The 21,656-nt window shown below is 34.6% G+C and carries 24 protein-coding genes; 11 read left to right on the forward strand and 13 right to left on the reverse strand.

The genetic code is table 11. The annotated features are described in order from the left end of the window. Positions 1 to 511: hypothetical protein (locus ABJI11_RS16155; protein WP_348354494.1), on the forward strand; the 511-nt coding region annotated here is incomplete at its 5' end. An 18-nt stretch (positions 512 to 529) separates the two neighbouring features. On the opposite strand, the gene ABJI11_RS16160 is transcribed toward ABJI11_RS16155, so the two are convergent. Beyond that, positions 530 to 3,028, reverse strand: coding sequence for an FtsX-like permease family protein (locus ABJI11_RS16160; protein WP_348354557.1), 2,499 nt, complete (start codon positions 3,026 to 3,028; stop codon positions 530 to 532). A 47-nt stretch (positions 3,029 to 3,075) separates the two neighbouring features. Then, the gene (locus ABJI11_RS16165; protein WP_348354497.1) at positions 3,076 to 3,765 is read right to left on the reverse strand and encodes an ABC transporter ATP-binding protein; all 690 of its coding nucleotides are present in this window, start codon (positions 3,763 to 3,765) and stop codon (positions 3,076 to 3,078) included. Positions 3,766 to 3,827: 62 nt separating this feature from the next. On the opposite strand from ABJI11_RS16165, the gene ABJI11_RS16170 reads away from it, so the two are divergent. Beyond that, positions 3,828 to 4,562: an arylesterase gene (locus tag ABJI11_RS16170; protein ID WP_348354500.1), complete on the forward strand. Its 735-nt coding sequence runs from the start codon at positions 3,828 to 3,830 to the stop codon at positions 4,560 to 4,562. Here the strand turns inward: ABJI11_RS16170 and ABJI11_RS16175 are convergent. The 3 genes from ABJI11_RS16175 to ABJI11_RS16185 form a co-directional block, all read right to left on the reverse strand. Next, positions 4,559 to 4,798: a hypothetical protein gene (locus ABJI11_RS16175; protein ID WP_348354503.1), complete on the reverse strand. Its 240-nt coding sequence runs from the start codon at positions 4,796 to 4,798 to the stop codon at positions 4,559 to 4,561. The two genes, ABJI11_RS16170 and ABJI11_RS16175, sit on opposite strands and share 4 nt — an antisense overlap. Positions 4,799 to 5,107: 309 nt before the next feature. Beyond that, positions 5,108 to 5,344 carry a hypothetical protein gene (locus ABJI11_RS16180; protein ID WP_348354506.1) on the reverse strand — a complete coding sequence of 79 codons (237 nt, stop codon included), beginning with the start codon at positions 5,342 to 5,344 and terminating at the stop codon, positions 5,108 to 5,110. A 477-nt stretch (positions 5,345 to 5,821) separates the two neighbouring features. After that, a complete protein-coding gene (locus tag ABJI11_RS16185) occupies positions 5,822 to 6,505 on the reverse strand; it encodes a peptidoglycan DD-metalloendopeptidase family protein (protein ID WP_348354509.1) in 684 nt (227 codons plus the stop codon). Positions 6,506 to 6,606: 101 nt separating this feature from the next. Between ABJI11_RS16185 and msrA the strand changes: the two genes are divergently transcribed. Then, positions 6,607 to 7,314, forward strand: coding sequence for a peptide-methionine (S)-S-oxide reductase MsrA (gene msrA, locus ABJI11_RS16190; RefSeq protein ID WP_348354512.1), 708 nt, complete (start codon positions 6,607 to 6,609; stop codon positions 7,312 to 7,314). A 213-nt stretch (positions 7,315 to 7,527) separates the two neighbouring features. Beyond that, positions 7,528 to 8,262: a sugar-binding protein gene (locus tag ABJI11_RS16195; protein WP_348354515.1), complete on the forward strand. Its 735-nt coding sequence runs from the start codon at positions 7,528 to 7,530 to the stop codon at positions 8,260 to 8,262. On the opposite strand, the gene ABJI11_RS16200 is transcribed toward ABJI11_RS16195, so the two are convergent. From ABJI11_RS16200 to ABJI11_RS16210, 3 genes are read right to left on the reverse strand one after another with little or no spacing between them, the layout of a single operon-like run. Further along, positions 8,263 to 9,714 carry a hypothetical protein gene (locus ABJI11_RS16200; protein WP_348354517.1) on the reverse strand — a complete coding sequence of 484 codons (1,452 nt, stop codon included), beginning with the start codon at positions 9,712 to 9,714 and terminating at the stop codon, positions 8,263 to 8,265. Further along, positions 9,686 to 10,267, reverse strand: a complete 582-nt coding sequence (locus ABJI11_RS16205; protein WP_348354520.1) for a hypothetical protein — start codon at positions 10,265 to 10,267, stop codon at positions 9,686 to 9,688. Before ABJI11_RS16205 ends, ABJI11_RS16200 begins: the two co-directional genes overlap by 29 nt. Continuing rightward, complete coding sequence (locus ABJI11_RS16210) at positions 10,251 to 10,796, reverse strand: RNA polymerase sigma factor (protein WP_348354523.1); 546 nt, start codon at positions 10,794 to 10,796, stop codon at positions 10,251 to 10,253. The genes ABJI11_RS16205 and ABJI11_RS16210 overlap by 17 nt, the downstream gene beginning before the upstream one ends. 104 nt (positions 10,797 to 10,900) lie before the next feature. On the opposite strand from ABJI11_RS16210, the gene ABJI11_RS16215 reads away from it, so the two are divergent. The 4 genes from ABJI11_RS16215 (at position 10,901) to ABJI11_RS16230 (ending at position 14,801) form a co-directional block, all read left to right on the forward strand. Beyond that, positions 10,901 to 11,815 (forward strand): aldose epimerase family protein, encoded by a 915-nt coding sequence (locus ABJI11_RS16215; protein WP_348354526.1) that lies wholly within the window; start codon positions 10,901 to 10,903, stop codon positions 11,813 to 11,815. A 79-nt stretch (positions 11,816 to 11,894) separates the two neighbouring features. Further along, the gene (gene meaB, locus ABJI11_RS16220) at positions 11,895 to 12,878 is read left to right on the forward strand and encodes a methylmalonyl Co-A mutase-associated GTPase MeaB (protein WP_348354528.1); all 984 of its coding nucleotides are present in this window, start codon (positions 11,895 to 11,897) and stop codon (positions 12,876 to 12,878) included. Positions 12,879 to 12,967: 89 nt separating this feature from the next. Beyond that, positions 12,968 to 13,927 carry a glycosyltransferase family 2 protein gene (locus ABJI11_RS16225; protein ID WP_348354531.1) on the forward strand — a complete coding sequence of 320 codons (960 nt, stop codon included), beginning with the start codon at positions 12,968 to 12,970 and terminating at the stop codon, positions 13,925 to 13,927. Next, positions 13,911 to 14,801, forward strand: a complete 891-nt coding sequence (locus ABJI11_RS16230) for a lysylphosphatidylglycerol synthase transmembrane domain-containing protein (protein ID WP_348354533.1) — start codon at positions 13,911 to 13,913, stop codon at positions 14,799 to 14,801. The genes ABJI11_RS16225 and ABJI11_RS16230 overlap by 17 nt, the downstream gene beginning before the upstream one ends. 4 nt (positions 14,802 to 14,805) lie before the next feature. Here the strand turns inward: ABJI11_RS16230 and ABJI11_RS16235 are convergent, their stop codons facing one another. From ABJI11_RS16235 to ABJI11_RS16250, 4 genes are read right to left on the reverse strand one after another with little or no spacing between them, the layout of a single operon-like run. Beyond that, positions 14,806 to 16,464 carry a glycosyltransferase family 39 protein gene (locus ABJI11_RS16235; protein WP_348354536.1) on the reverse strand — a complete coding sequence of 553 codons (1,659 nt, stop codon included), beginning with the start codon at positions 16,462 to 16,464 and terminating at the stop codon, positions 14,806 to 14,808. Then, on the reverse strand, positions 16,461 to 17,030 hold the full coding sequence (locus ABJI11_RS16240; protein ID WP_348354539.1) for a phosphatase PAP2 family protein: 570 nt from the start codon (positions 17,028 to 17,030) through the stop codon (positions 16,461 to 16,463). The genes ABJI11_RS16235 and ABJI11_RS16240 overlap by 4 nt, the downstream gene beginning before the upstream one ends. A 5-nt stretch (positions 17,031 to 17,035) precedes the next feature. Beyond that, on the reverse strand, positions 17,036 to 17,263 hold the full coding sequence (locus ABJI11_RS16245) for a hypothetical protein (protein WP_276492362.1): 228 nt from the start codon (positions 17,261 to 17,263) through the stop codon (positions 17,036 to 17,038). Between the two features lie 55 nt (positions 17,264 to 17,318). Then, complete coding sequence (locus tag ABJI11_RS16250) at positions 17,319 to 18,686, reverse strand: MATE family efflux transporter (protein ID WP_348354542.1); 1,368 nt, start codon at positions 18,684 to 18,686, stop codon at positions 17,319 to 17,321. A 348-nt stretch (positions 18,687 to 19,034) separates the two neighbouring features. Here ABJI11_RS16250 and ABJI11_RS16255 point away from each other — a divergent pair, with 348 nt between their 5' ends. Continuing rightward, complete coding sequence (locus ABJI11_RS16255; protein WP_348354545.1) at positions 19,035 to 19,439, forward strand: response regulator; 405 nt, start codon at positions 19,035 to 19,037, stop codon at positions 19,437 to 19,439. 3 nt (positions 19,440 to 19,442) lie between these two features. Here ABJI11_RS16255 and mazG read toward each other — a convergent pair whose 3' ends face one another. Then, entirely contained in the window at positions 19,443 to 20,219 is a 777-nt protein-coding gene (mazG, locus tag ABJI11_RS16260; RefSeq protein ID WP_348354548.1) for a nucleoside triphosphate pyrophosphohydrolase, read from the reverse strand. Between the two features lie 165 nt (positions 20,220 to 20,384). On the opposite strand from mazG, the gene ABJI11_RS16265 reads away from it, so the two are divergent. Further along, positions 20,385 to 21,218, forward strand: a complete 834-nt coding sequence (locus tag ABJI11_RS16265; RefSeq protein ID WP_348354551.1) for a sugar phosphate isomerase/epimerase — start codon at positions 20,385 to 20,387, stop codon at positions 21,216 to 21,218. 9 nt (positions 21,219 to 21,227) lie between these two features. Next, positions 21,228 to 21,656: SMP-30/gluconolactonase/LRE family protein (locus ABJI11_RS16270; RefSeq protein WP_348354554.1), on the forward strand; the 429-nt coding region annotated here is incomplete at its 3' end.

The following is a 21,656-nucleotide window of genomic DNA, read 5'->3' on the forward strand; positions in this document are numbered from 1 at the left end:
ATACGATGAAGCTATTAATGACGCCATTAAAAAAGAATACCCTACGTATCACGCTTCGCTTTTAAGCATACTAGAAAATTTTGAAGAAGAATTAACTACTAAAAATGTTACTGCTGATGGCACTTACGAAAATTACGTGAAAGTTCTAAACAAAATAAGCCAGGATAGTACTTATGAAGTAGTGAGCGATCTTGCTCTAGGAGATACTTTAAAAATAAATTCTAAACATTATAATTATGAACTCGCTAAAATTATGAAAACAGTACCATTGATACATTATAGAAATAAAGCACAACCAAAAAGCATTCTATTCAATCAGCGAGTATCTGAAATAACTACTAAAAAACAAAGCTTTTCGCGTTCAGATTACGCATCGCTTTTATTAGAGGTTTATGATAAAAATGACTTTCAACTTCCAACAATACGAACAAAACTGTTTCGATTCCTTGATCCCAATACAAATGACAGACTTTATATTTATATGGGTAAACCTACTTCAAAAAATAAATAACCGAATACTTAAAGGGCATCATCCTTCTTTCCGAAGCACCTGTAATGGCGGACTATTCAATACCCCCCTACTGTTCATTAATCCGATAGCTAAGACCAATAATGTTATACCCGGCAACACCACCAAAAATGGCACCCAAGATGGTATAAATGGAGTATCAAAAATAAAATAAGCCAGTAAAAAACTACTTAACAAAGAGAGCAATACTCCTACTCCGCTTCCTAAAACACCTAAGAATAAGTATTCTAGGGCATTAATTTTCAATATCTGTTTACTCTGGGCGCCAAGTGTTCTTAACAATACACTTTCGCGAATACGTTGATACTTACTATTACGGACAGAGCCTATCAAGACAATGATTCCTGTTAGAATACTAAAGAACGCCATGAAAGATATGACCCATGAGATTTTATCTAGAATATCTTCGACCAAGGTTACTACCTGTCTTAAATCTATGATGGATACATTGGGGAATTTCTTCACCAATTCTCTCTGCAAATCAGCTGATGATTTTTTATCTGGGGCATTGGTAGTTACTACATGAAATTGAGGTGCATTCTCTAACACGCTCTTTGGAAATACAATAGAGAAATTAAGCTGCATGCGTGCCCAATCTACTTGACGAATATTACCTACTACAGTAGTCATCAATTTTCCTTGAACATTAAAAAGTAATGTATCGCCTAAAGTTACCAAAGCGTCATTGGCAACATTATCTGACAAAGAAATAGGAATTACTTTTACATTAGGGTCTACGGTAGGTATCCACTCCCCTTCCAATAGTTTCTCTGAACCGATCATAGAATCTCTATACGTTGTTCTAAACTCATGGTTTAAAATCCACTTGTTTACTCGGGTGGTAGTATCTAATCGAATATCATTTACATTCCTATCCTTTATACGTTCCAAACGCATGGTAACAATGGGTATGTTATCTATTACAGGAAGCCCTTTGGGTGTTATGGTATTAGCCACGGCATCACGCTGATCTGTCTGCACATCAAATAATATCAAATTCGGACTCTCGGCACTAGCTTCGAACGAGGTTTTGGCGAGGAGAAAATCTTTTGTAAAGTATAACGTACTAATCAAAAATGTACCAATACCAATAGCTAAAATCAATACCACTGTCTGGTTATTGGGTCTGAATAAATTCAACAAACTCTGCCTAGCGGCAAAACTCCAAGATTTTGGAAAGTACCTTTTTATCAATCGCATGAAGATAATCGACACACCCGCTAAAATGGAAAATGTGACCAAAATCCCTGCTACAAAGCCCAATGCGAACTCCCACCTACCCAATAGCCAAAATGCGAATAAAAGTATAAAGAGCACTATGGCAAAGATTACCCAAATTTGATAAGGTCTTGCCTTTTTACCAGTATCTTCTTGCACGCGTAATACCTGTAAAGGAGATACGAACCATGTATGTATTAGCGGAGACAAAGCAAATAATACAGACATACAAACACCTAGTAACAACCCAACGAATATGGCTTGAAATGAGGTAGATATCTCTACTTGAAATGGTAAAAACTCTTGTAGTATAAGCGGAAAAGTCTGTTGTAACAACAATCCTATAATAGTACCTATGAGTCCGCCCAACAAGCCCATGCCAGCAATCTGAATCAAGTAAATTAAGAATGTCTGTATTCTGGTTGCTCCCAAACATTTAAGTACCGCAACCGCTTTCAATTTCTCTTTAATATAAATATGAACAGAGCTGGCAATACCAACGCACCCTAAGAGCAGCGCTATAAATGCAACTAAATTCAGAAAACGACCTACGTTATCATATCTACGACCTAAGCGTTCACTAGTATCGGTATGGGTATCCATATCAGCATTCTCAGCATCTAATAACGGGTCAACATCTTTACTTAGGGTTTCTAAATCTGCCTTATCATTGTTGAAGTAATAATTATACTTTAGACGACTACCACGCTGTAAGAGCCCGCTATCTTCCATAAAGCGAAAAGGCACAATTATAGGTGGCGCTGCAGTGGCACCAATACCTGTGCTACCAGGAGCGGTAATCAAGGACCCAACAATAGGGAAAGTAATGTTACCAAGTTTTACACTATCGCCAGGTTTTAAATTGTATTGAAGCATTGCCGTAGCATCAACTAATGCCCCACCTTTTTCCAAGTATTCCTGTGCCGCTGTGGCAGGTTCAGTTTCTAATGCTCCATAAAAAGGAAAAGCTCCTTCAACGGCACGTACCTGCACTAATTTTGTAGTTAGACTTTTAGGGAAAGCAGCCATTGAGGCAAAATTGACTTCTCGTGCATTATACCCTCCTAAAGAATCCATCAATGCCGCTACCCTATCATTTGCAGGTTGATTACTATCAATTAGAAAATCTGCACCCATAAGTGCTTTTGACTGTAAACCAATATTGTCTTTCAGATTATCGCTAAAAGATTGAATAGAAACAACTGCAGCTATACCTAGAATAATAGAAGCCATGAAAAGTAACAAGCGCTTGCCACTTGCCTTACCATCACGCCAAGCCATTTTCAACAACCAGTTAAATGATGCTTTTGATGTTCTGTGTGTTGTACTCAAGATATTGCCGTGGTTTCGTTAATTACTATTTTACCACCTTTAAGTCGCAATACAAGTTTGTTCAGCTTTGCCAATTCTAAATCATGGGTGACAATAACCAAAGTAGTTCCCATTTCTTTATTCAGGTCAAACAAAAGCTTAATGACCTTTTCTCCAGTTTCTTCATCTAAATTACCCGTAGGCTCATCGGCAAAAAGAATAGAGGGTTTATTTGAAAATGCCCGTGCCAAGGCAACCCGCTGTTGTTCTCCACCAGATAGTTGAGACGGATAATGGTCATGACGATTACCTAAACCTACCTTGTCTAAAAGTTCCATTGCATCTTTAGAAGCATTGGTTGCACCCTGTAACTCTAAGGGTACACTAACATTTTCTAAGGCCGTTAATGTGGGCAGTAGTTGAAAGTCTTGAAAAATAAATCCTACTTTTTCATTTCGGAGTAAAGCACGTTGATCTTCGTTTAAACTACTCAAATCTTCACCGCAAAGTTCTATTACTCCGTCGTTGATTTCATCTAATCCCGCGCAAAGGCCTAACAGTGTTGTTTTTCCACTTCCTGACGGACCAACGATAGCAAAAGTGTCGCCTTCTTCAATAAAAAAAGAAATATCATCAATAACTGTCAAATTCTTAGATCCGCTGGTATACGTTTTCTTTAGATTACGTACGTTTAATATCTTTGTCATAAATCATTTTGGTACAAGACAACAAAATAAACAAATGATTTGGAATCTAATAAGTTAAGACTATGTTGAAAGTATTAAAGTTTCGTTATTTTTTATTGGCGTTGATATTCGTTGGATGTGGAGAAACACCAGAAAAAAAACAAACTGAAATACAAACCGAAGCTGTAAGCAGTACTGAAGAAGCAATTTCAACAGATGATAAAGTTATTTTATTCTACGGAAACAGTCTTACTGCTGCCTATGGTTTAGATACCAAAGAAGGATTCCCTAATAGAATTCAATTAAGATTAGATTCTTTAGGGTTAGATTACAAGGTGATCAATTCTGGATTAAGTGGAGAAACTACCTCTGGAGGGTTAAATCGTTTGGATTGGGTTTTAAATCAGCCAGTAGATATTTTTGTTTTGGAATTAGGTGCAAATGACGGATTGAGAGGAATACCTATAACGGAATCAATGAATAACTTGCAATCGATGATCGATATGGTCAAAGATAAAAACCCAGAAACAAAAATTATTTTAGCAGGTATGCAAATACCACCAAATATGGGTGCAGATTATGCTTCGCAGTTTAAAATGATGTATCCTGCATTGGCAAAAAGTAATGATATAGAATTGATTCCGTTTTTATTGGAAGGTGTTGCTGGTATTCCTGACTTGAACTTAGAAGATGGTATTCACCCTACTGCAGAAGGACAGAAGATAGTTACCGAAAATGTTTGGGATGTTTTAAAAACTATCGTATTACCTCAAGGGGGAACAGAGGTAACCGAAAAACTTGAAGAAGAATTAAACTAAGCTAAAGAAACAGTTCTTACCCTTGTCTTAAAAAGTAAGGCACGTTTAACCCTTGCATTTTTGACTTTGAAAAACCTTGCAGCTGTTTGGAAACCGGGAGTGTTTACATCAGACTTAATTGTTACATCTGCCATGGGCATAACAATGGTCTGTACTTTCGCGTCTGGTGACTTCGATTGTGCTTGGGACTTGGTTCCCAAACAGATAACAAGGAATAAAAAAATAATTGTACGCATAATAAAGTAGGTAAATTTGGTGTATAGATAACCACCTACTCGTTAGTAAACGTATTTTGAATTCGATAAAGGGTATCGTTTTCACGATGAAAAGAATACTTTTCGATGTATTACCAATTTTTGTAGTCCGTTTTCCTACAAAATATTCTTCTGTAAGATACCCTATTTGTGCATTTTATCGAGTTAATAAGCTTTTTCTTACAATATTTTAATTATTGTAAATAAGAAGACTACAAGAGGTGATTTTAAAAATAACAATTGAGAACTTAGAAATAAGAGAATTGATATTGGTTGCTAGAAATATATAAACTAAGCCATTTTAGATTTGTTAGCTTTCGTTAAAAAATTCAAATCTCTTTTAATTCTTGAGTTTTTGAATTTGTATAATCTAGCTACTTCTGTTGCAGTGCTTTCGTTTACTTCAAATGTAGTTTCAGTAACAATACTCATTTCAATAGTTTCAACTTTTACATCTGCTGCATTGTTTTGAGCTTGTGCCGTGAAGCTTAAAAAGATGATAAAGATTGTTACTATTATTGTTTTCATGACTTACGTTTGATACAATAATAGAACGCCGTAGACCTTGTTTTACTAGGTGATAGATCGCTGAAAAACGCCTAATTCTCGTTACTTGACACAAGTTCAGTTTAAGTGTAAAATCTCTTCGATAAACGACATATACCCCAAATTCACCTTACCGATAAATGATGTCGTTAACCGAGAAACGAAAAATCCAGCGCAAGTTCAAACTCAAAAATCAAGTTCAAAATCAGATATTGGCTGTTGGCTGTTGGCTTTAACGCTTGGCGTTTTTTAGTATTAAGTACTAAGATATTTCGTTAGCAATTGCTCTGTAATTTGTTTTAATGCATACGTTATTTTCTTTATTCCACTTTTTACTTCGTACTTAATACTTTGTACCTGGCACTTCAAACAAGTCTATTCTCTTTACTCTATTTTCTATTTTCTATTTTCTATTTTCAATATTTCCAACTTAAGACTTCGTACTTACTACTTTTCACTTTACAATAACTTTAATAACACATTTGGATCGGGGCAATTTTCTTTGTAAAAAGATAATCTTGCTTTTGCACACACTCCTGGGTAATCACCTTCATTACCTTCTAAATCTTTAATTATTTGAAAATGGAGATGTGGAGCGTAGTTTACATTGATATCCGGTGTACCCAACGTTGCAAGCACTTCCCCTGCTTTAAAGTCCTTACCTACATATAATCCTTCTAATGATTCTAAGGTTAGGTGTCCGTATAACGTATAGAAGGTAATACCATTTAAAACATGTTCTAAAATAATAGTTGGTCCATAATCACCAATGGTGGTATTATTTTTAAAGCTATGCACGCTTCCGTCTATAGGTACCATTACTTTAGTATCTGCAGCGTGCCAGAAATCCATACCTAAATGAATATTTCTTATTGGTTGTGCATCAGATGTAAAACCTTTCTTATCACTATATAAGTTTCTCTGCTCTAAATATCCGCCGTAGGCAATAACACCTTGTTTACCTTTAAGTACGTTATCTATATACGCTTGACAAACGGTGTAATCTGTAATATCCAGATTTATTAAATCTTTGTTGGACTTAGAAATATCTAAAGTTACATATGCACTTGCAGAAATAGCGGAGTCTAATATGCATATCGTTTCTGCCGAGTAAGACTCAAGAGCTTCTAGTAGTGTGTTCATTTCTCAAAAATATAATTTCCTTTTATGTCGTTAACATTTTTTAACCGTTTTCCTCGTAAGGTCTTTGTAAATTACCTACAAATTGCTAAAAGAAAATTGTTATGAAATTATTACAAATCACTTTATTGGCCTGTGCAACCCTAATTGCCACTAGTTGCCAATCTAAAGTCAAGAAAAATACCATTTCCGAAAACTCAGAAATGACCGAAACCGAATATGAAGAAATAGAGGAAGAAGTAAAATTGAGTCCTCAACAATTAAGTAAATATGAAACTGCGTATTTTGCCAGCGGATGTTTTTGGTGTGTTGAAGCTATTTTTGAAAGTGTTAAAGGAGTTAAAGAAGTAGTCTCAGGTTACGCCGGTGGCGAACAAAAGAACCCAACATATGAAGAAGTTGGTTATGGAAAAACAGACCATGCAGAGGCTGTAGAGGTATATTATGATCCAAATGAAATATCATTTACCCAGTTGGTTCAAGTATTCTTTGGTTCTCATGACCCTACACAATTAAATAGACAAGGACCAGATCGTGGAAGACAATACCGATCTATTGCTTTTTATAAAACTGATGAGCAAAAGAAAATCATAGAAAGCTATATGCAGGCACTTACTGATAATAAAGTGTATGATAACGACCCAATTACCACAGAAGTTGTACCTTATACTGTATTTTACAAAGCAGAGTCATATCATCAAGATTATGAAAAAAACAATCCCAACAACTCATATATAAGAAATGTATCTATACCGAGATTAAATAGATTTAAAGCAAACTTTGGAGATTATCTGAAGAAGAGTGCCCATTAAAAGATCTCCCAAGAAATTTCAATAGATAAGCGCCCTTTTTGGGGCGCTTTTATTATTTTTTGTTGAATTCAATGAATACCAAGTCTCTTGCGTCATATAATAATTGTCCGGTTAGAGTAATAGTATATTATCTCACCTATGAATTAAAGTACTAATTATCTTACAATAATTAAGAAAATAGTGTGTTTACATCATAGAAGTCAACTCTTTATTATGAAATGGACTATTTATCTTTTACTTCTTTTGGGCATTATGTCATGTAAAGAAGTAAGTAACAAGAAAAATTCTCAAGTAACACCAGTCTCTTATATTAATGATTCGCCTACCCTAGATGGCAGAGCCATAGAAAACTATTGGAATCTACTTGATTGGAAGCCTATTGACCAAAATTGGATTGGCGGACCTTTTAATCATGATGATTATAACGGTAGATACAAAATTGCTTGGAACGAAGACGGACTCTATATTTTATTAGAAATTGTTGATGATACCATTTTAGATAAAACAAAAAATCCTTTAACCCTTTGGTGGAACGATGACTGCGTTATTGTTTACGTAGATGAAGATAATTCTGGTGGTCAGCACAGGTTTAATCATAATGCATTTACCTACCATGTAGCCCTAGATGGTAATGTTGTAGATATTGGTGTTGACGAAAAGCCAACTTTATATAATGATCATATTACCTCTAAACATTTAAGAGAAGGTAATACAACCTATTGGGAAATGTTTGTTAAGGTTTACCCTGGCGCATATAATGATGAACCTAGCATAAAACCGGTTATGCTTAAAGAAAATAAGAAAATTGGTTTTGCCCTTGCCTATGCAGATAATGATAGTAGTGAAGAGCGTGAGAACTTAATAGGTTCTGTATTTGTAGCAGGAGAAAATAAAAACATGGGGTGGATAGACGCCAATGTTTTTGGAACATTACAATTGATCAAATAACTACTGTAGCACTACTTCACTATAATCTGATGTTATTACTATAGAACGATTACTATTAGCCTTCAAGTGATGCCCTTTATGAATGGTTGTGTTTCCATTTTTTGTTTCTACCATTTGTAAGCCTGTGGGTAGCTTCAACGTAGATGAATTGCCTTTTACATAAATATTAGTAGCTATTTTAGGTACGGCAACATTCAACTCGCCATTTTTTACGCTAATATCCAACTCATTAAAATCGTTCCCCAATTCAAGAACCTGTACAGCGCCAAAAGCATTCTTTATAAAAGCATTCTTAAACAATTTGTTTATGGTTACATCAGATGAAGTTGCCTGTAATTGTAATTGAACCACTTCTGACAATGAAATTTCTTCTGAATATGAGGTACTCAATTGCCCGTAGTTCCATTTTTGAACACTTACAGGTGTGTACGATGCAGAAATAGTAGTTTCTTCCCCGTCTATGGTAACTGCCCAAAGGCTTGAATGCGAAAGGTTCGCATTCAAGTTTTTGGTATTTTCAGCTAGTTTAACCTCACCATGACGTACATCCATTTTTATTCTGGTAGACTTAGGTAGGCTAATCTTAATGGTCTTTTTAATCTTAAAATTCTTTTGCTCCCCTTCATTTGAAAAGTAAAATACGTTAGGCACATCTGCTCCATTTACTCTAGAAGTACTAATAAAAGATTGTAGTTCTTCTCTTCCCTTCTCTGCGTGAGCGCGTTTTTCTTCACGTTCTTCAAGTCTTTGCTGTAATTCTTCGTGACGTTTTTCAAGTAATTCGGTTTTCTTCTCTACTAATTGAGCTCGCTCTTCATTTAGGTTCTCAATTGTTTTTTTTCCTTTAATTGCATACTCTTCCATACGCTCAGCCCATTCTTCTAATCGCTTTTGATGTTTTTTATCAAAACTCTTTTCAAAATTCTTTTGCCATTTCTTCATGTATTTATCACCATCTTTTTGATATACCTCATAATCAAAAATAAAGGCTTCTGTTTGTGGCAATGGTGGCATTTCAGGAAACGGGGCTATTTCTGGTATACTAACTACAAAAGACGCAATTTCCGGCACCTCTATACGCATACCGCCATGATCAATTATTTGATCAGAATCAAAACTAGCAAAGAAGTCGTTATTCTTAGATTTCGAAGAAATCTTGATTTCTTTACTATTCCCTAATATTTCAATGGGGCTATTTTGAAAATAGTTTTCAGCTTCTTCTTTAGTAGCTCCTTCTAGGGTGATGGTGGCCGAAATGGCCACCTCATCCTTATCCCACGTTTCAAATTCAATATCTGCATAGCTGGTATTGATGTTTACAACGGCATCTTCTGCCACAATAAATCGTTCTTGAAATGTTTTACTTTCTTCCTGCGCCAAAAATGACGTAGAAGTTAATAGACCTAATGCAATGATGAGTTGCTTAGATACTGTTGTCAATGATCTGTTCATTTTTTGATAATTTTAATTCGTTTAACTTTCTTTTTAATTTCTGTAATAATTGTAATCGTAATTGTAAATTCTCTATCAGGGCTGTAATGGTTTGATCATTAGGACCTAATTCTTTTAGCTCGGTATTTAACGTCTTGTATTCTAAGTTTAAATTATTGAGCTGCTCCATAAAACTATCTATCAACTCTTTGGTATCTGGTGATACTTCTAGTTTTGCCAATTCCATATTAATATTGGCAACGTAATAATTCTCCACCTTTTTTAAATCTGGTGAAAGATCACCGAAAGTAAATTCAGATTTCTGTTCCTCTGCAGGTGTAGCATCAACCACTGTTGTAGTATTGCCTTCATTAATAAAGAATAAAAAACCTAAGCCCAAACTTATAATTACCGCTACTGATGCCGCAACCTTTAACCAACCTTTTAAAGGTTTATGTTCTGCCGGCATTGATACTTCAAGTTTTTTCAAAAAGCGCTCTTCATGACCGGTTCTAATGGTATGTTTTTGCTTTTCCCTATCCTTTTTGAACATTTCCCTAAGATCCTGTTCCATATTTTTTTCCTTTTAATAATTCTTTTAAATGCCCCTTACCTCTAGACAACCTGGTTCTACACGCAGAGGCAGAAATCTCTAATACCTCTGCAATTTCCTGATGATCATACCCTTCTACTAAAAACATTAGTACTACGTATTTATATTTATCCTGTAATTCGTTAATGGCACATCTTACCTGCTCTACACTTATAGTTAATGGTACATTCCAATTATCATCTTCTGCAACCACTTGCATATAACTATCATCTAAAGAAACCTCTTTGTCTTTTTTAGATTTTAAAAAATCTATACTCTTGTTTACCACAATTCGTTTTAACCACGCTCCAAAAGTCACATCACCTTTAAATTGATGAATCTTTTCAAATGCTTTGATGAACGATTCTTGTAAGACATCTTCAGCGTCATCCGCATTTTTCACAAATCGCATGGCAACAACGTACATACCATCGCAATACTTCCTGTACAACTGCAACTGGGCAGCCCGGTCGTTTGCTTTGCATTTCTCTACGACATTGCTTTGAAACATCGATTAAATTGATTGGTTTTAGATTGTTGTTATAATAAGGACGACATAAAAATTAGAATGTTGCAAAAATTTTTATTTTTACACAACACTATTAAATATTCCCTTTGAAACAAGTTACAATTTCCAATGCCTATTTAACACTCATGGTGCTTGATTATGGCGCTACCATTCAAAAATTACTTGTAAAAGGTGCAGATGGTGAATATACCAATGTCGTAGTTGGTTACAACCACCCTAGCAGATATAGACTAGATGACAATGCCTTAGGCGCTAGTATAGGGCGTTATGCAGGAAGAATTTCTGAAGGCGGGTTTGTTCTAGATAGGGAAAGGTATCATTTACATCATGAAGACGGGGTACATCTACATGGAGGTAAAGAAGGATTCCATCAAAAATATTGGACCATAGATGAGGTAGATAACAGTGATAAACCGTTTGTAAAACTTAGCTATACAAGTAAACATTTAGAGGAAGGATACCCTGGGAATTTAAGCGTTAGCGTTACTTATAAGTTAATGAATAATGCTCTACAGGTCATTTATGAGGGAGTAACGGATAGAAGCACCGTCATCAACCTTACCAATCATGCTTATTTTAAATTAGATGATAGTCCGTACATAGACGAATATAACCTACAATTAAACTGCCCGTACAGGTTAGAAACCAAAGAAAACCTACTACCAACGGGAGATATTATACCTGTTAGAAAAACGGAGTTCGATTTTTTATTACCTAAAAAAATAGGATTGCAAAGATTCGATACCATTTTTGTAAAAGATATTGGCAATGAGAAAGTAGCAGAAATACATTCAAAAACTTCTGGCATAAACATGAAAGTATATACCAATCAACCAGCTTTGGTAGTATACACTCCCGCTGATTTTCCAGGTATTTGTTTTGAAACCCAGAATTATCCAGATGCACCTAATCAACCAGATTTTCCTAAAAGTGTTTTAAGACCGGGTGATATCTATAATAACATATCTATCTTTAAATTTGATATTAGAGATCAAAGCTAAAATAGCAAGGTGTTACCACATTATGGTTTCTATTTGCAAATAGAGTCTGTAAAGCCTTTATTAAATTGAAGCAATTACAATGAGCTTAGCCAATCTTACTACATCAGAATTTCTTAAAGGTATTTATGCCAATAATGTTGCTATTGTAAGTAAGGCCATTACCATAGTAGAAAGCACAAAATCAGAGCATCGTATTATTGCAAACGAGATTATTGCCGGTTGTATTTCAAAGAAACACGAGTCTATTAGAATTGGTATTACAGGAGTACCTGGTGCAGGTAAAAGCACATTCATAGAACAATTTGGAGGTATGCTTACAGACCTGGGCAAAAAGGTTGCCGTATTAACCGTGGACCCTTCTAGCAGTAGAACAAAGGGTAGTATATTGGGTGATAAGACCAGGATGGAAGAATTGGTCAAAAACCCAAATGCATACATAAGACCATCTGCATCTGGATCTTCATTAGGTGGAGTAACACGTAAAACAAGAGAGAGCATTGTAATACTGGAAGCCGCAGGTTTCAACTGTATTTTAATAGAAACTATTGGGGTTGGACAAAGCGAAACAGCCGTTCACGATATGGTAGATTTCTTTCTATTGTTAAAATTAGCTGGTGCGGGCGATGAATTACAAGGCATAAAGAGAGGCATAATAGAAATGGCCGATGCTATTGTTATAACAAAGGCAGACGGTGATAATATTCAACGTACTAATCTTGCCAAGATGGAATTTGCAAGGGCACTACATATGTTTCCGCCCAAAGAAAATGGCTGGGTACCAAAAGTCTTAACGTGCTCTGCTTTAGAAAATAAGGGTTTAGGTGATGTTTGGCAATTAATTGACACCTATTGTAAAAACATGAAAGCTTCTGGATACTTCAATGAAAACAGGCAACAGCAAAATGAAAATTGGCTGATTCAATATTTAGAGCAAGAACTATTATCTGAATTCTACCATCATCCAAAGACCAAAGAAATGCTACCATTATTAAAAAAGGAAGTTGTCAGCGGCAATATCTCTCCTTTTTTAGCTGTAGAAAAGCTATTAAAAGCTATAAAATAGCAGTAGACACTTTAAGATGTTACTAACGTTCACGTACATTATCTTAAGGATAAAAAACATAACTTTGCATCGATTTAAAAAACAACTCAATGCAACCAGTTACCACTTCCCTTCTTTCGGTCGTTGTCCCTTTATATAACGAGGAAGATAATGTGACTCTTTTGACACAAAAAATCCACGAAAGTTTGGTAGGATATGACTATCAAATCATTTATATAGATGATTTTTCTAAGGACAAGACTAAAAATGTTGTTAAAGACCTAAAGGATGAAAAGGTCCACTTAATTGAGTTGAAGAAAAATTACGGTCAGAGTTTAGCCTTGGCTGCAGGTTTTGATTATGCCGAAGGCGAATATATTATTACCATGGATGGCGATTTACAGAACGACCCGTCTGATATTCCACAAATGTTGACCTATGCCGTTAGTGGTGAGTATGATGTAGTAACTGGTATTCGTCAAAAACGAAAAGATTCACTGGTTAAAAAAATACCATCTAAAATTGCTAACTTTTTGGTGCGCCGTGTTACAAAATTAGATATTAAGGACAATGGTTGTGCCTTAAAGGTATTTACAAAAGATATTGCCAAAGACTTAAATCTGTACGGAGAAATGCACAGGTTTATTACCCTATTGGCATTTTTAGAGGGCGGGCAAATAAAACAGGTACCTGTTAAGCACCACGCTCGTCATGCAGGGGTTTCAAAATACGGATTAGAACGTGTTTTTAAAGTTGTGGCAGATATGATGCTCTTGCTTTTTATTCGTAAATACTTTCAACGCCCAATTCACCTATTCGGAATTTCCGGCTCATTAATGATCCTTGTAGGTGTTTTTATCAACATATACCTAATGATCGTTAAGTTCGGTTTTGGTGAGGACATTGGCACAAGACCTTTATTGACAGTTGGTATGATGTTCATTTTTGCAGGTATTCAATTATTTACAATAGGTATTGTAATGGAATTATTAATACGTACTTATTATGAATCTCAGAACAAACGACCGTACCGCATTAAAAAAGTAAGTGTAGGTGGCGAAGTTAAATAAGAAAGTAACCACCGGATTAAAAGTACTGATCAGTACCGTTTTAATTTATTTTATTTTCACGAAGATAAATGTTAGTGAGATTAAAGAGATACTGCTTAAGAGTAATCCCATTTACTTAATCTTTGCTACTATATTCTTTATACTTTCTAAATTTATTGGGGCTATACGCCTTAATTTATATTTTCATCAACTTAATATTATGCTTACTCATAAAAGCAATTTTAAGTTGTATCTATTAGGTATGTTCTACAACCTGTTTTTACCTGGTGGTATTGGTGGCGATGCTTACAAAGGTTATATCTTAAAGAAAACCTTTAATGTTAAAACCAAAAGAATGGTAAGTGTTTTGGTTTTAGATCGATTAGGTGGTTTATTGCTATTATTCATTTACGCATGTACACTAATCGCTTTTATTGATTTGGAACTATTAAATGGTTATCGTTGGTTGTTTATTGCAGCCATACCCCTATCAGTATTGGTCTTTTGGTTATTGAACAAGAAATTCTTTAGCTATGTATTACCAATTTTCTGGAAATCTACAGCCTTATCTGCATTGGTGCAATTGGCACAGTTGGTAAGTATCTGGTTTATACTATTGGCTTTGAATATCGATACAAATCAGATTTCATATCTCATTATTTTCTTAATATCGTCTATTGTAGCCGTGGTTCCTTTAACCTTGGGGGGAATAGGAAGTCGTGAAGTTACCTTCTACTATGGAGCAAAATTTTTAGAGTTAGACCAAAATATTTCGGTCGGGGTAAGTGTACTCTTCTTTTTAATTACAGCCTTAGTTTCCTTAATAGGTGTGTTGTACCATTTCAAGAAAATTAAATTAGAATTAGCAGCTACATCTGCAAATACTTCAGCATAATTTATTAGTAAATATGCAACAGGTACATTTTACGAGTAACCTTCTTACGTGTATTCGGGTTTAAAAACTTGCCTTGCAAACGTGTAATTCTAAATTGATCTACTGAAAGTTGAGCATCCCAATCAAAACCCTTTTCCTCTAACATCTTCATCTCATAATCGTTGACATATACCCAAACATCATTCTTACCTTTTAAGACCTCAGATGTCGTAATTTGAACAGGATACTGATTGTAGAAATCTAAAGACCAAGTATGATCACTACCTACTTTGTAAATACGATCAACCGGAATATCTTTCTCCGCAATAACTTTTGACATTGAAGACCCACCTTGATAATCTAATAAATTAGGATAAAAATGCAAGTTTAAAACAGCATTCAACAGTAATGATGCACAAACAGAAATTGTCACCAATTTCATATACACACCTTCTCTTTTCAACGCATAATATATGATGATAATAGCCGCGATAATCAAGCAAACAAAGGCTACAACACTTCTTAATTTGAATACGTAAAAGCATATTAAGGCTGAAGCAATAAATACAATACTTAGAACAAAGTATTGTCCATTCATTAAGTATTTAACCGTTTTTGATTTTTCTGTAGTATATAAATTGTAGATATATGCTGCCGTTATCACTGCAAATAGCGGAATAGTTATATTCAAGTAATGCGGTAATTTAAACTGGGCAAAACTAATGATGATAAATATTAAGGTGATACCTCCCACGGTTAAGAATTCTGACCCATCTTTAAACTTGAATTTCTGATTTATAAATAACTTTATCTTATTATAGAATGCAGTAATTCCTAAAATGGTCCAAGGTAGAAATACCCATAAAAATGTATGAAAAAAGAAAAAGTAATCGCTACTATTCTTACCAATACCTTCACCACTAAGTCGTTCAAAGCTTTGTTCCCAAAAGATAAAGAATATACCACTTCGGTGGTCCTTACCCCGTATTACTTTTTCAGGATGTAAATCAAATTGCAAGTAATAGGCATACAACATTGGTGTAATTGTTATTGCAAATACCACAAGTGCCAATAACACTTTCCAACTTATAAATGCTTTCCATTTACCGGTATAAAATAAGTGGCATAAAATAGGTAGTCCTATAACTAAAAGAGCTATCTGTCCCTTTGTAGAAAATGCTATACCAGCTGCAAAAGCACCTATTACTATAGCAGAAACGCTACCCTGTTCAATATACTTAGCAAGTTGCCAGATGGCTAAAATGCTGAAACCCGTTAATACTGCATCTGTACGAACGTCTATTGCACCCAATACAATAGTTTGTGCGGTCATAAAAATTAAGGCTGAAAGCTTACCAACATTCTTGTTATAAAGCAAACTACCCAGGCCATAACAACTATAAGCAGCCAATAATGTAGCTAGTATTCCAGGTATGCGATAAGACCAATCATGAATACCGAATATTTTATAAGACAACGCTGCCAACCAATAATGCATGTGAGGCTTATCCAAATACTCTTCTGGTCCTTTAAAAAGACTAAAAAAATCATTTTCTTGCACCATTCTCATGGCCATTACAGAAAACTGTGCAGAATCATTTTCAAATAACGTTACAAACATACCTGCAACATATACCAAGAAAATTAAGACTATTAAAAACCAGTACCTTAGATTAGATATCATAGGGAGAATTTGCGAAGTGCAAATATAAATAACTTTACAAACAACCAGCCGAATAACGAGCCAATAACGGCACCAGTAATGATATCAAGTGGAAAGTGCACACCAATGTAAACCCTGCTATATGCAACCAATGCCGCCCAAAGAACTAAAAAGATGCCTATATATTTAATTTTCGATTTTAAAATACTACCAAAAAAAACAGCCAGGGCAAAAGAGTTTGATGCATGAGCAGAAAAATAACCGAACTTACCACCACAATAACTCTTTACCAATCTCATGTAAGGTTCAACTTCTGGGTCATGACAAGGTCTTAGTCTAGCAACACCATACTTAAAAAAATTACCCAGTTGATCTGTAACCGTTATCAACAAAGCAACAGAAACTAAGAGTACCAATGTCTTTTTACCTCCATATTTTTGAAAGGAAACAATAAGTAAAAATAGATACAGCGGTATAGCACTGAATTTATTAGATACAAACTGAAAGAAATTATCCCATTGCGAGGTTCCTAGTCCGTTTAGGTATAAAAAAAAGTCTTTATCTACCTGTAATAGCTCTTCAAGCATAATAGTTAATCTTCGTATCTAGACACTTCACGATCATAAAAAGCAGTAGCTGCTTTTATCAAGTTTTCCGCCTCATCTTCTAATTCCTTTTCATCTTCTTTGGAAAACTCTTCTAGCCATTCCACTTCATCATCTTCAAGATTAATAATAAATCTTGGAAACTCTGTATGCACTACAAATATTGCAGTAGGATAATCTGTATTATCACCCAATAAAAATTTTGGAAATTCCATAAAAATTGTAATCTATAAGTTGAAAAAAATTCTACCGATACTGGTCAAAACACCTTTATGCGGCAATTAGTTTTTTAGTTAAATAATTAAATCGAATATACAACATAATAGCTGATGCCGTTAGTCCTGTAAGCAAACCGATCCAGATTCCCGTACTTTTTAAATCTGTATGCAGACATAAATAATAACTAACGGGAAAACCTATAAGCCAATATGATATAAATGTAATCAAGGTTGGTATTTTAACATCTTGCAAACCACGTAAAGCACCCAATACTACTACCTGTACTCCGTCAGAAATTTGAAAGAATGCAGCAACCAATAATAATTCTGCGGCAATCACCCGCACTTCTGTATTATCGGCAAAGTTGGTCATATCTTCGATATCTAAATATAAAGACGGAAACCAATGTCTACCTATTAAGAACAAAGCCGCAAAAAGGATTTCTAATAAAAAAGTCAGAAAAAATATAGATTGCGCAATACGCCTTAACTCTTTAAAATTAGCCAGTCCTTTTTGGTTTCCCACTCTGATCATGGCAGTAACACCAAGCCCCATACCAAACATAAAGGTCATGCTGCTTAAATTCAATGCAATTTGGTTGGCGGCTTGGGCATTCTTACCTAAAACGCCACTTAGCCATACTGCCGACGTGAAAATACCGACTTCAAAAAACATTTGTAAAGAAGAAGGAAAACCTAATTCAACAATTTTCTTCATTACTGCTTTCTCAATTTTCGCAAAATTGAATCCGGTTACATAGTACTTAAACTTCTCTTTGGTTTTAAGAATGAACCATAGGTATATAACCATAAAGATTCTAGATACCAAAGTACCAATAGCGGCACCTACAATACCCATTTCAGGAAAGCCGAAACTTCCAAAAATTAAAAGATAGTTTAAAATGATATTTATAACATTGGCTACTATGGTAGCATACATGGGGTATTTGGTTTGGGACAAACCTTCTGAAAACTGCTTAAAAGCTTGAAAAATAATTAATGGCACCAATGAAAAAGCTACCAAATCTAAATAAGGTAATGCCAACTCAACTACCTCTATAGGCTGTTTCATGGCATACATAATAGGTTTTGCCAATAAAATAAGACCAAATAATGTCAATCCTAAAACGGTGCATAGCAGTAACCCATGTTTTAGAGCACTTTTAGCATTCTCTTTAAGCCCCGCCCCATCTGCTTCTGCAACCAATGGAGTAATTGCGGTTGAAAACCCTATACCTAAAGACATGGCAATGAAAACAAAACTATTACCTAAAGACACCGCAGCCAATTCTGCAGTACCTAATTGACCCACCATAATATTGTCTGCCAATTGAACAAAGGTGTGCCCTAACATTCCCAATATTACAGGAACGGAGAGCTTAATATTATAACGAAATTCTTTGGTGTAATTTTTAAACAAAACCTAAACTAAAATTTTGTCAAAGGTACCGTTAATTGAACGATTTATGTTCTGTAAAATATGGTTAAAATTAACAATAAACACAAATAACAAAGATGAGTAAACTAAAGAAAATTGAACTGAAACAGAGCAATACTTTACAATTTATTAATTTTAACATGATATAAAAAACCGACATCAAATTCAACACAAAGCATTGAATATCATTAAATTAAAATGATTTTCAATCTAAATATTCATTATAAACTCAAAACTAAGATGGTTAATCGATTAAACTAAACAGTAAAAAAATACTATTATGCTTCACCATATCGTTATATATTCAAACACCCCTAATTACCATTAATTATGAACGAAAATCAAATGGTTTGGATTATCGATGATGACGATATATCTAAATATGTAATGAAGCGTTATCTTAAACAGTTATCTGTAACAAAAGTTATCGAATTTCCTGATTCAGTTCAACCATTAAAATTCATACAGGACAATTACGAATCTTTGGATAAATTACCAGATATCATATTTCTTGACCTTCATATGCCCATTTTAAACGGTTTTGATTTTATTAAAGATTTTCAAACAATAGCACCAAAAATTGATAAGAAAATTAACATAGTAATGTTGACATCTTCTATTAATGCAGAAGATGTTGACCAAGCAAAAACATTTCCAGAAATATCAGATTATTTTATTAAGCCAATCAAGCATAGAGATTTGGCTAGAATCATGAATGTAGAACTAAAGCAATAAAAATTACTCTTTAGTTTTTGCCTCGTTCCAAAATACATCCATTTCTTCTAAAGACATATCACTCATAACTTTTCCTACTTCCTTTGCCTTAGTTTCAAGATACTGAAAGCGTTTAATAAATTTCTTATTGGTACGCTCTAATGCGTTTTCAGGATTTACCCCCAAAAATCTTGCGTAATTAATCATAGAAAAAAGAACATCCCCAAATTCGGCTTCAATTTTCTCCTTATTTCCAGCTTCAACTTCAACTTGTAACTCTCCTAGTTCTTCTTGTACTTTTTCAAAAACTTGTTGTGGTTCTTCCCAATCAAAACCAACACCAGACACCTTATCTTGAATTCTATTTGCTTTTACCAAAGCAGGTAAACTTCTAGGTACACCTTCTAAAACACTCTTTTTGCCTTCTTTTAATTTAATCTGTTCCCAGTTTCTTTTTACGTCTTCAGCATCAATAACCTTAACATCGCCATAAATATGCGGATGCCTATTCACTAACTTGTCGCAAATAGCATTGGCAACATCTGCAATGTCAAAATCATTGGTTTCTGAGCCAATTTTAGCATAAAAGATAATGTGTAGCAATACATCACCCAATTCCATCTTAACTTCATTGAGATTGTTATCTAAAATAGCATCACCTAACTCATACGTTTCTTCAATAGTTAAATGCCTTAACGATTGCATGGTCTGTTTTTTATCCCAAGGGCATTGCTCTCGCAACTCATCCATAATGGTCAACAATCTATCTAAAGCCTCTAATTGTTCCTTTCTGCTATTCATAAATGGTGTTTTTACAAAAGTACACAACCACAGATTGCCTCGCTAAAAATCATGTTTTGTTTTCGTACATTTAAACATAAAAATTAGAGAATCTTTTGCATCAATCAAACAATCATTAAAAATAAAATCACCTTTCTAAATACAACAACTAACAACAACACAACGATGAAAACACGAAGACACTTTTTAAAAAAAGCAGGACTGTTTAGTGCCGCTACCTTACTTATGCCCAAAATTAGTTTGGCCTCAACCAAAAACTCCGGTTATGGCGTACAGCTTTATTCTTTTAGAGATGGAATGCTAGCAGACCCTATTAAGACTTTAGAGCAAATTGCAAGTTTAGGTTTTAAAGAGATAGAAAGTGCGGGTTCAAATAAAGGCTACTACTACGGTTTATCACCTAAAGAAATGGCTAGTACATGCAAAGCTTTGGGAATGTCATTAACCAGTGGACATGTACAGTTAGATGATAAGTTTGAACAAACAATGGAAAACGCCGTTACTTCTGGCCAAGAGTACCTAATATGTTCATCATTGCCATCTACAGGACAAACTGTAGATAACTACAAGAAAGTAGCAGAACAATTTAATATAGCTGGTGAAGCATGCAAAAAGAAAGGTCTAAAATTTGGCTATCACAATCATGAATACGAATTTGAATCTGAAAATGGAGAAATACTTTATGATGTACTTATGGATAATACCGAAAAAGACCTTGTACATATGGAGCTAGATTTGGGCTGGGTAGTAGTTGCCGGTAAAACGCCACTTCATTATTTTGAGAAATATCCCGGCAGATTCCCGCTCTGGCATTTAAAGGATATGGACATGCACGAAAAAGTAAGCACAGAATTTGGAAAAGGAGTACTTGATGTACAATTAATGCTTAAACTAAAAGAACTTTCTGGCGTAGAACATATTTACATTGAACAAGAAGAATATGCCCATACGCCTTTTGAGAGTATGCAACATAATATGAATTATTTAAAGAACTTATAAGCGAACATAATGAAAACCCTCTATAAAATTATTAGTGTATTTACATTAACAATACTTGCTTATAGCTGTAAAGCACAGCAACCACCAATAATACAAAGTGAAGCAAAACTGATTCAAATTTCTAACGAATACAGTTTTACAGAAGGTCCTGCTTCTGATAAGCAAGGCAATGTTTATTTTACAGATCAGCCAAACGATAAAATCATAAAGTGGAATGCAACTAACAATTCTTTAAGTGTATTTAAAGAACCCGCAGGTAGAGCTAACGGCTTGTACTTTGACCAAAATGAAAATCTACTGGCTGCAGCCGATGAAAAAAATGAGTTATGGCTTATTGATAAAAATGGTAAAGTTGACACCTTAATAACTAATTATGAAAATAAAAAACTGAACGGACCTAATGATATATGGGTAGACTTAAAAGGAGGCATATACTTT

Source organism: Maribacter sp., from assembly GCF_039968975.1.
Taxonomy (GTDB): domain Bacteria; phylum Bacteroidota; class Bacteroidia; order Flavobacteriales; family Flavobacteriaceae; genus Maribacter.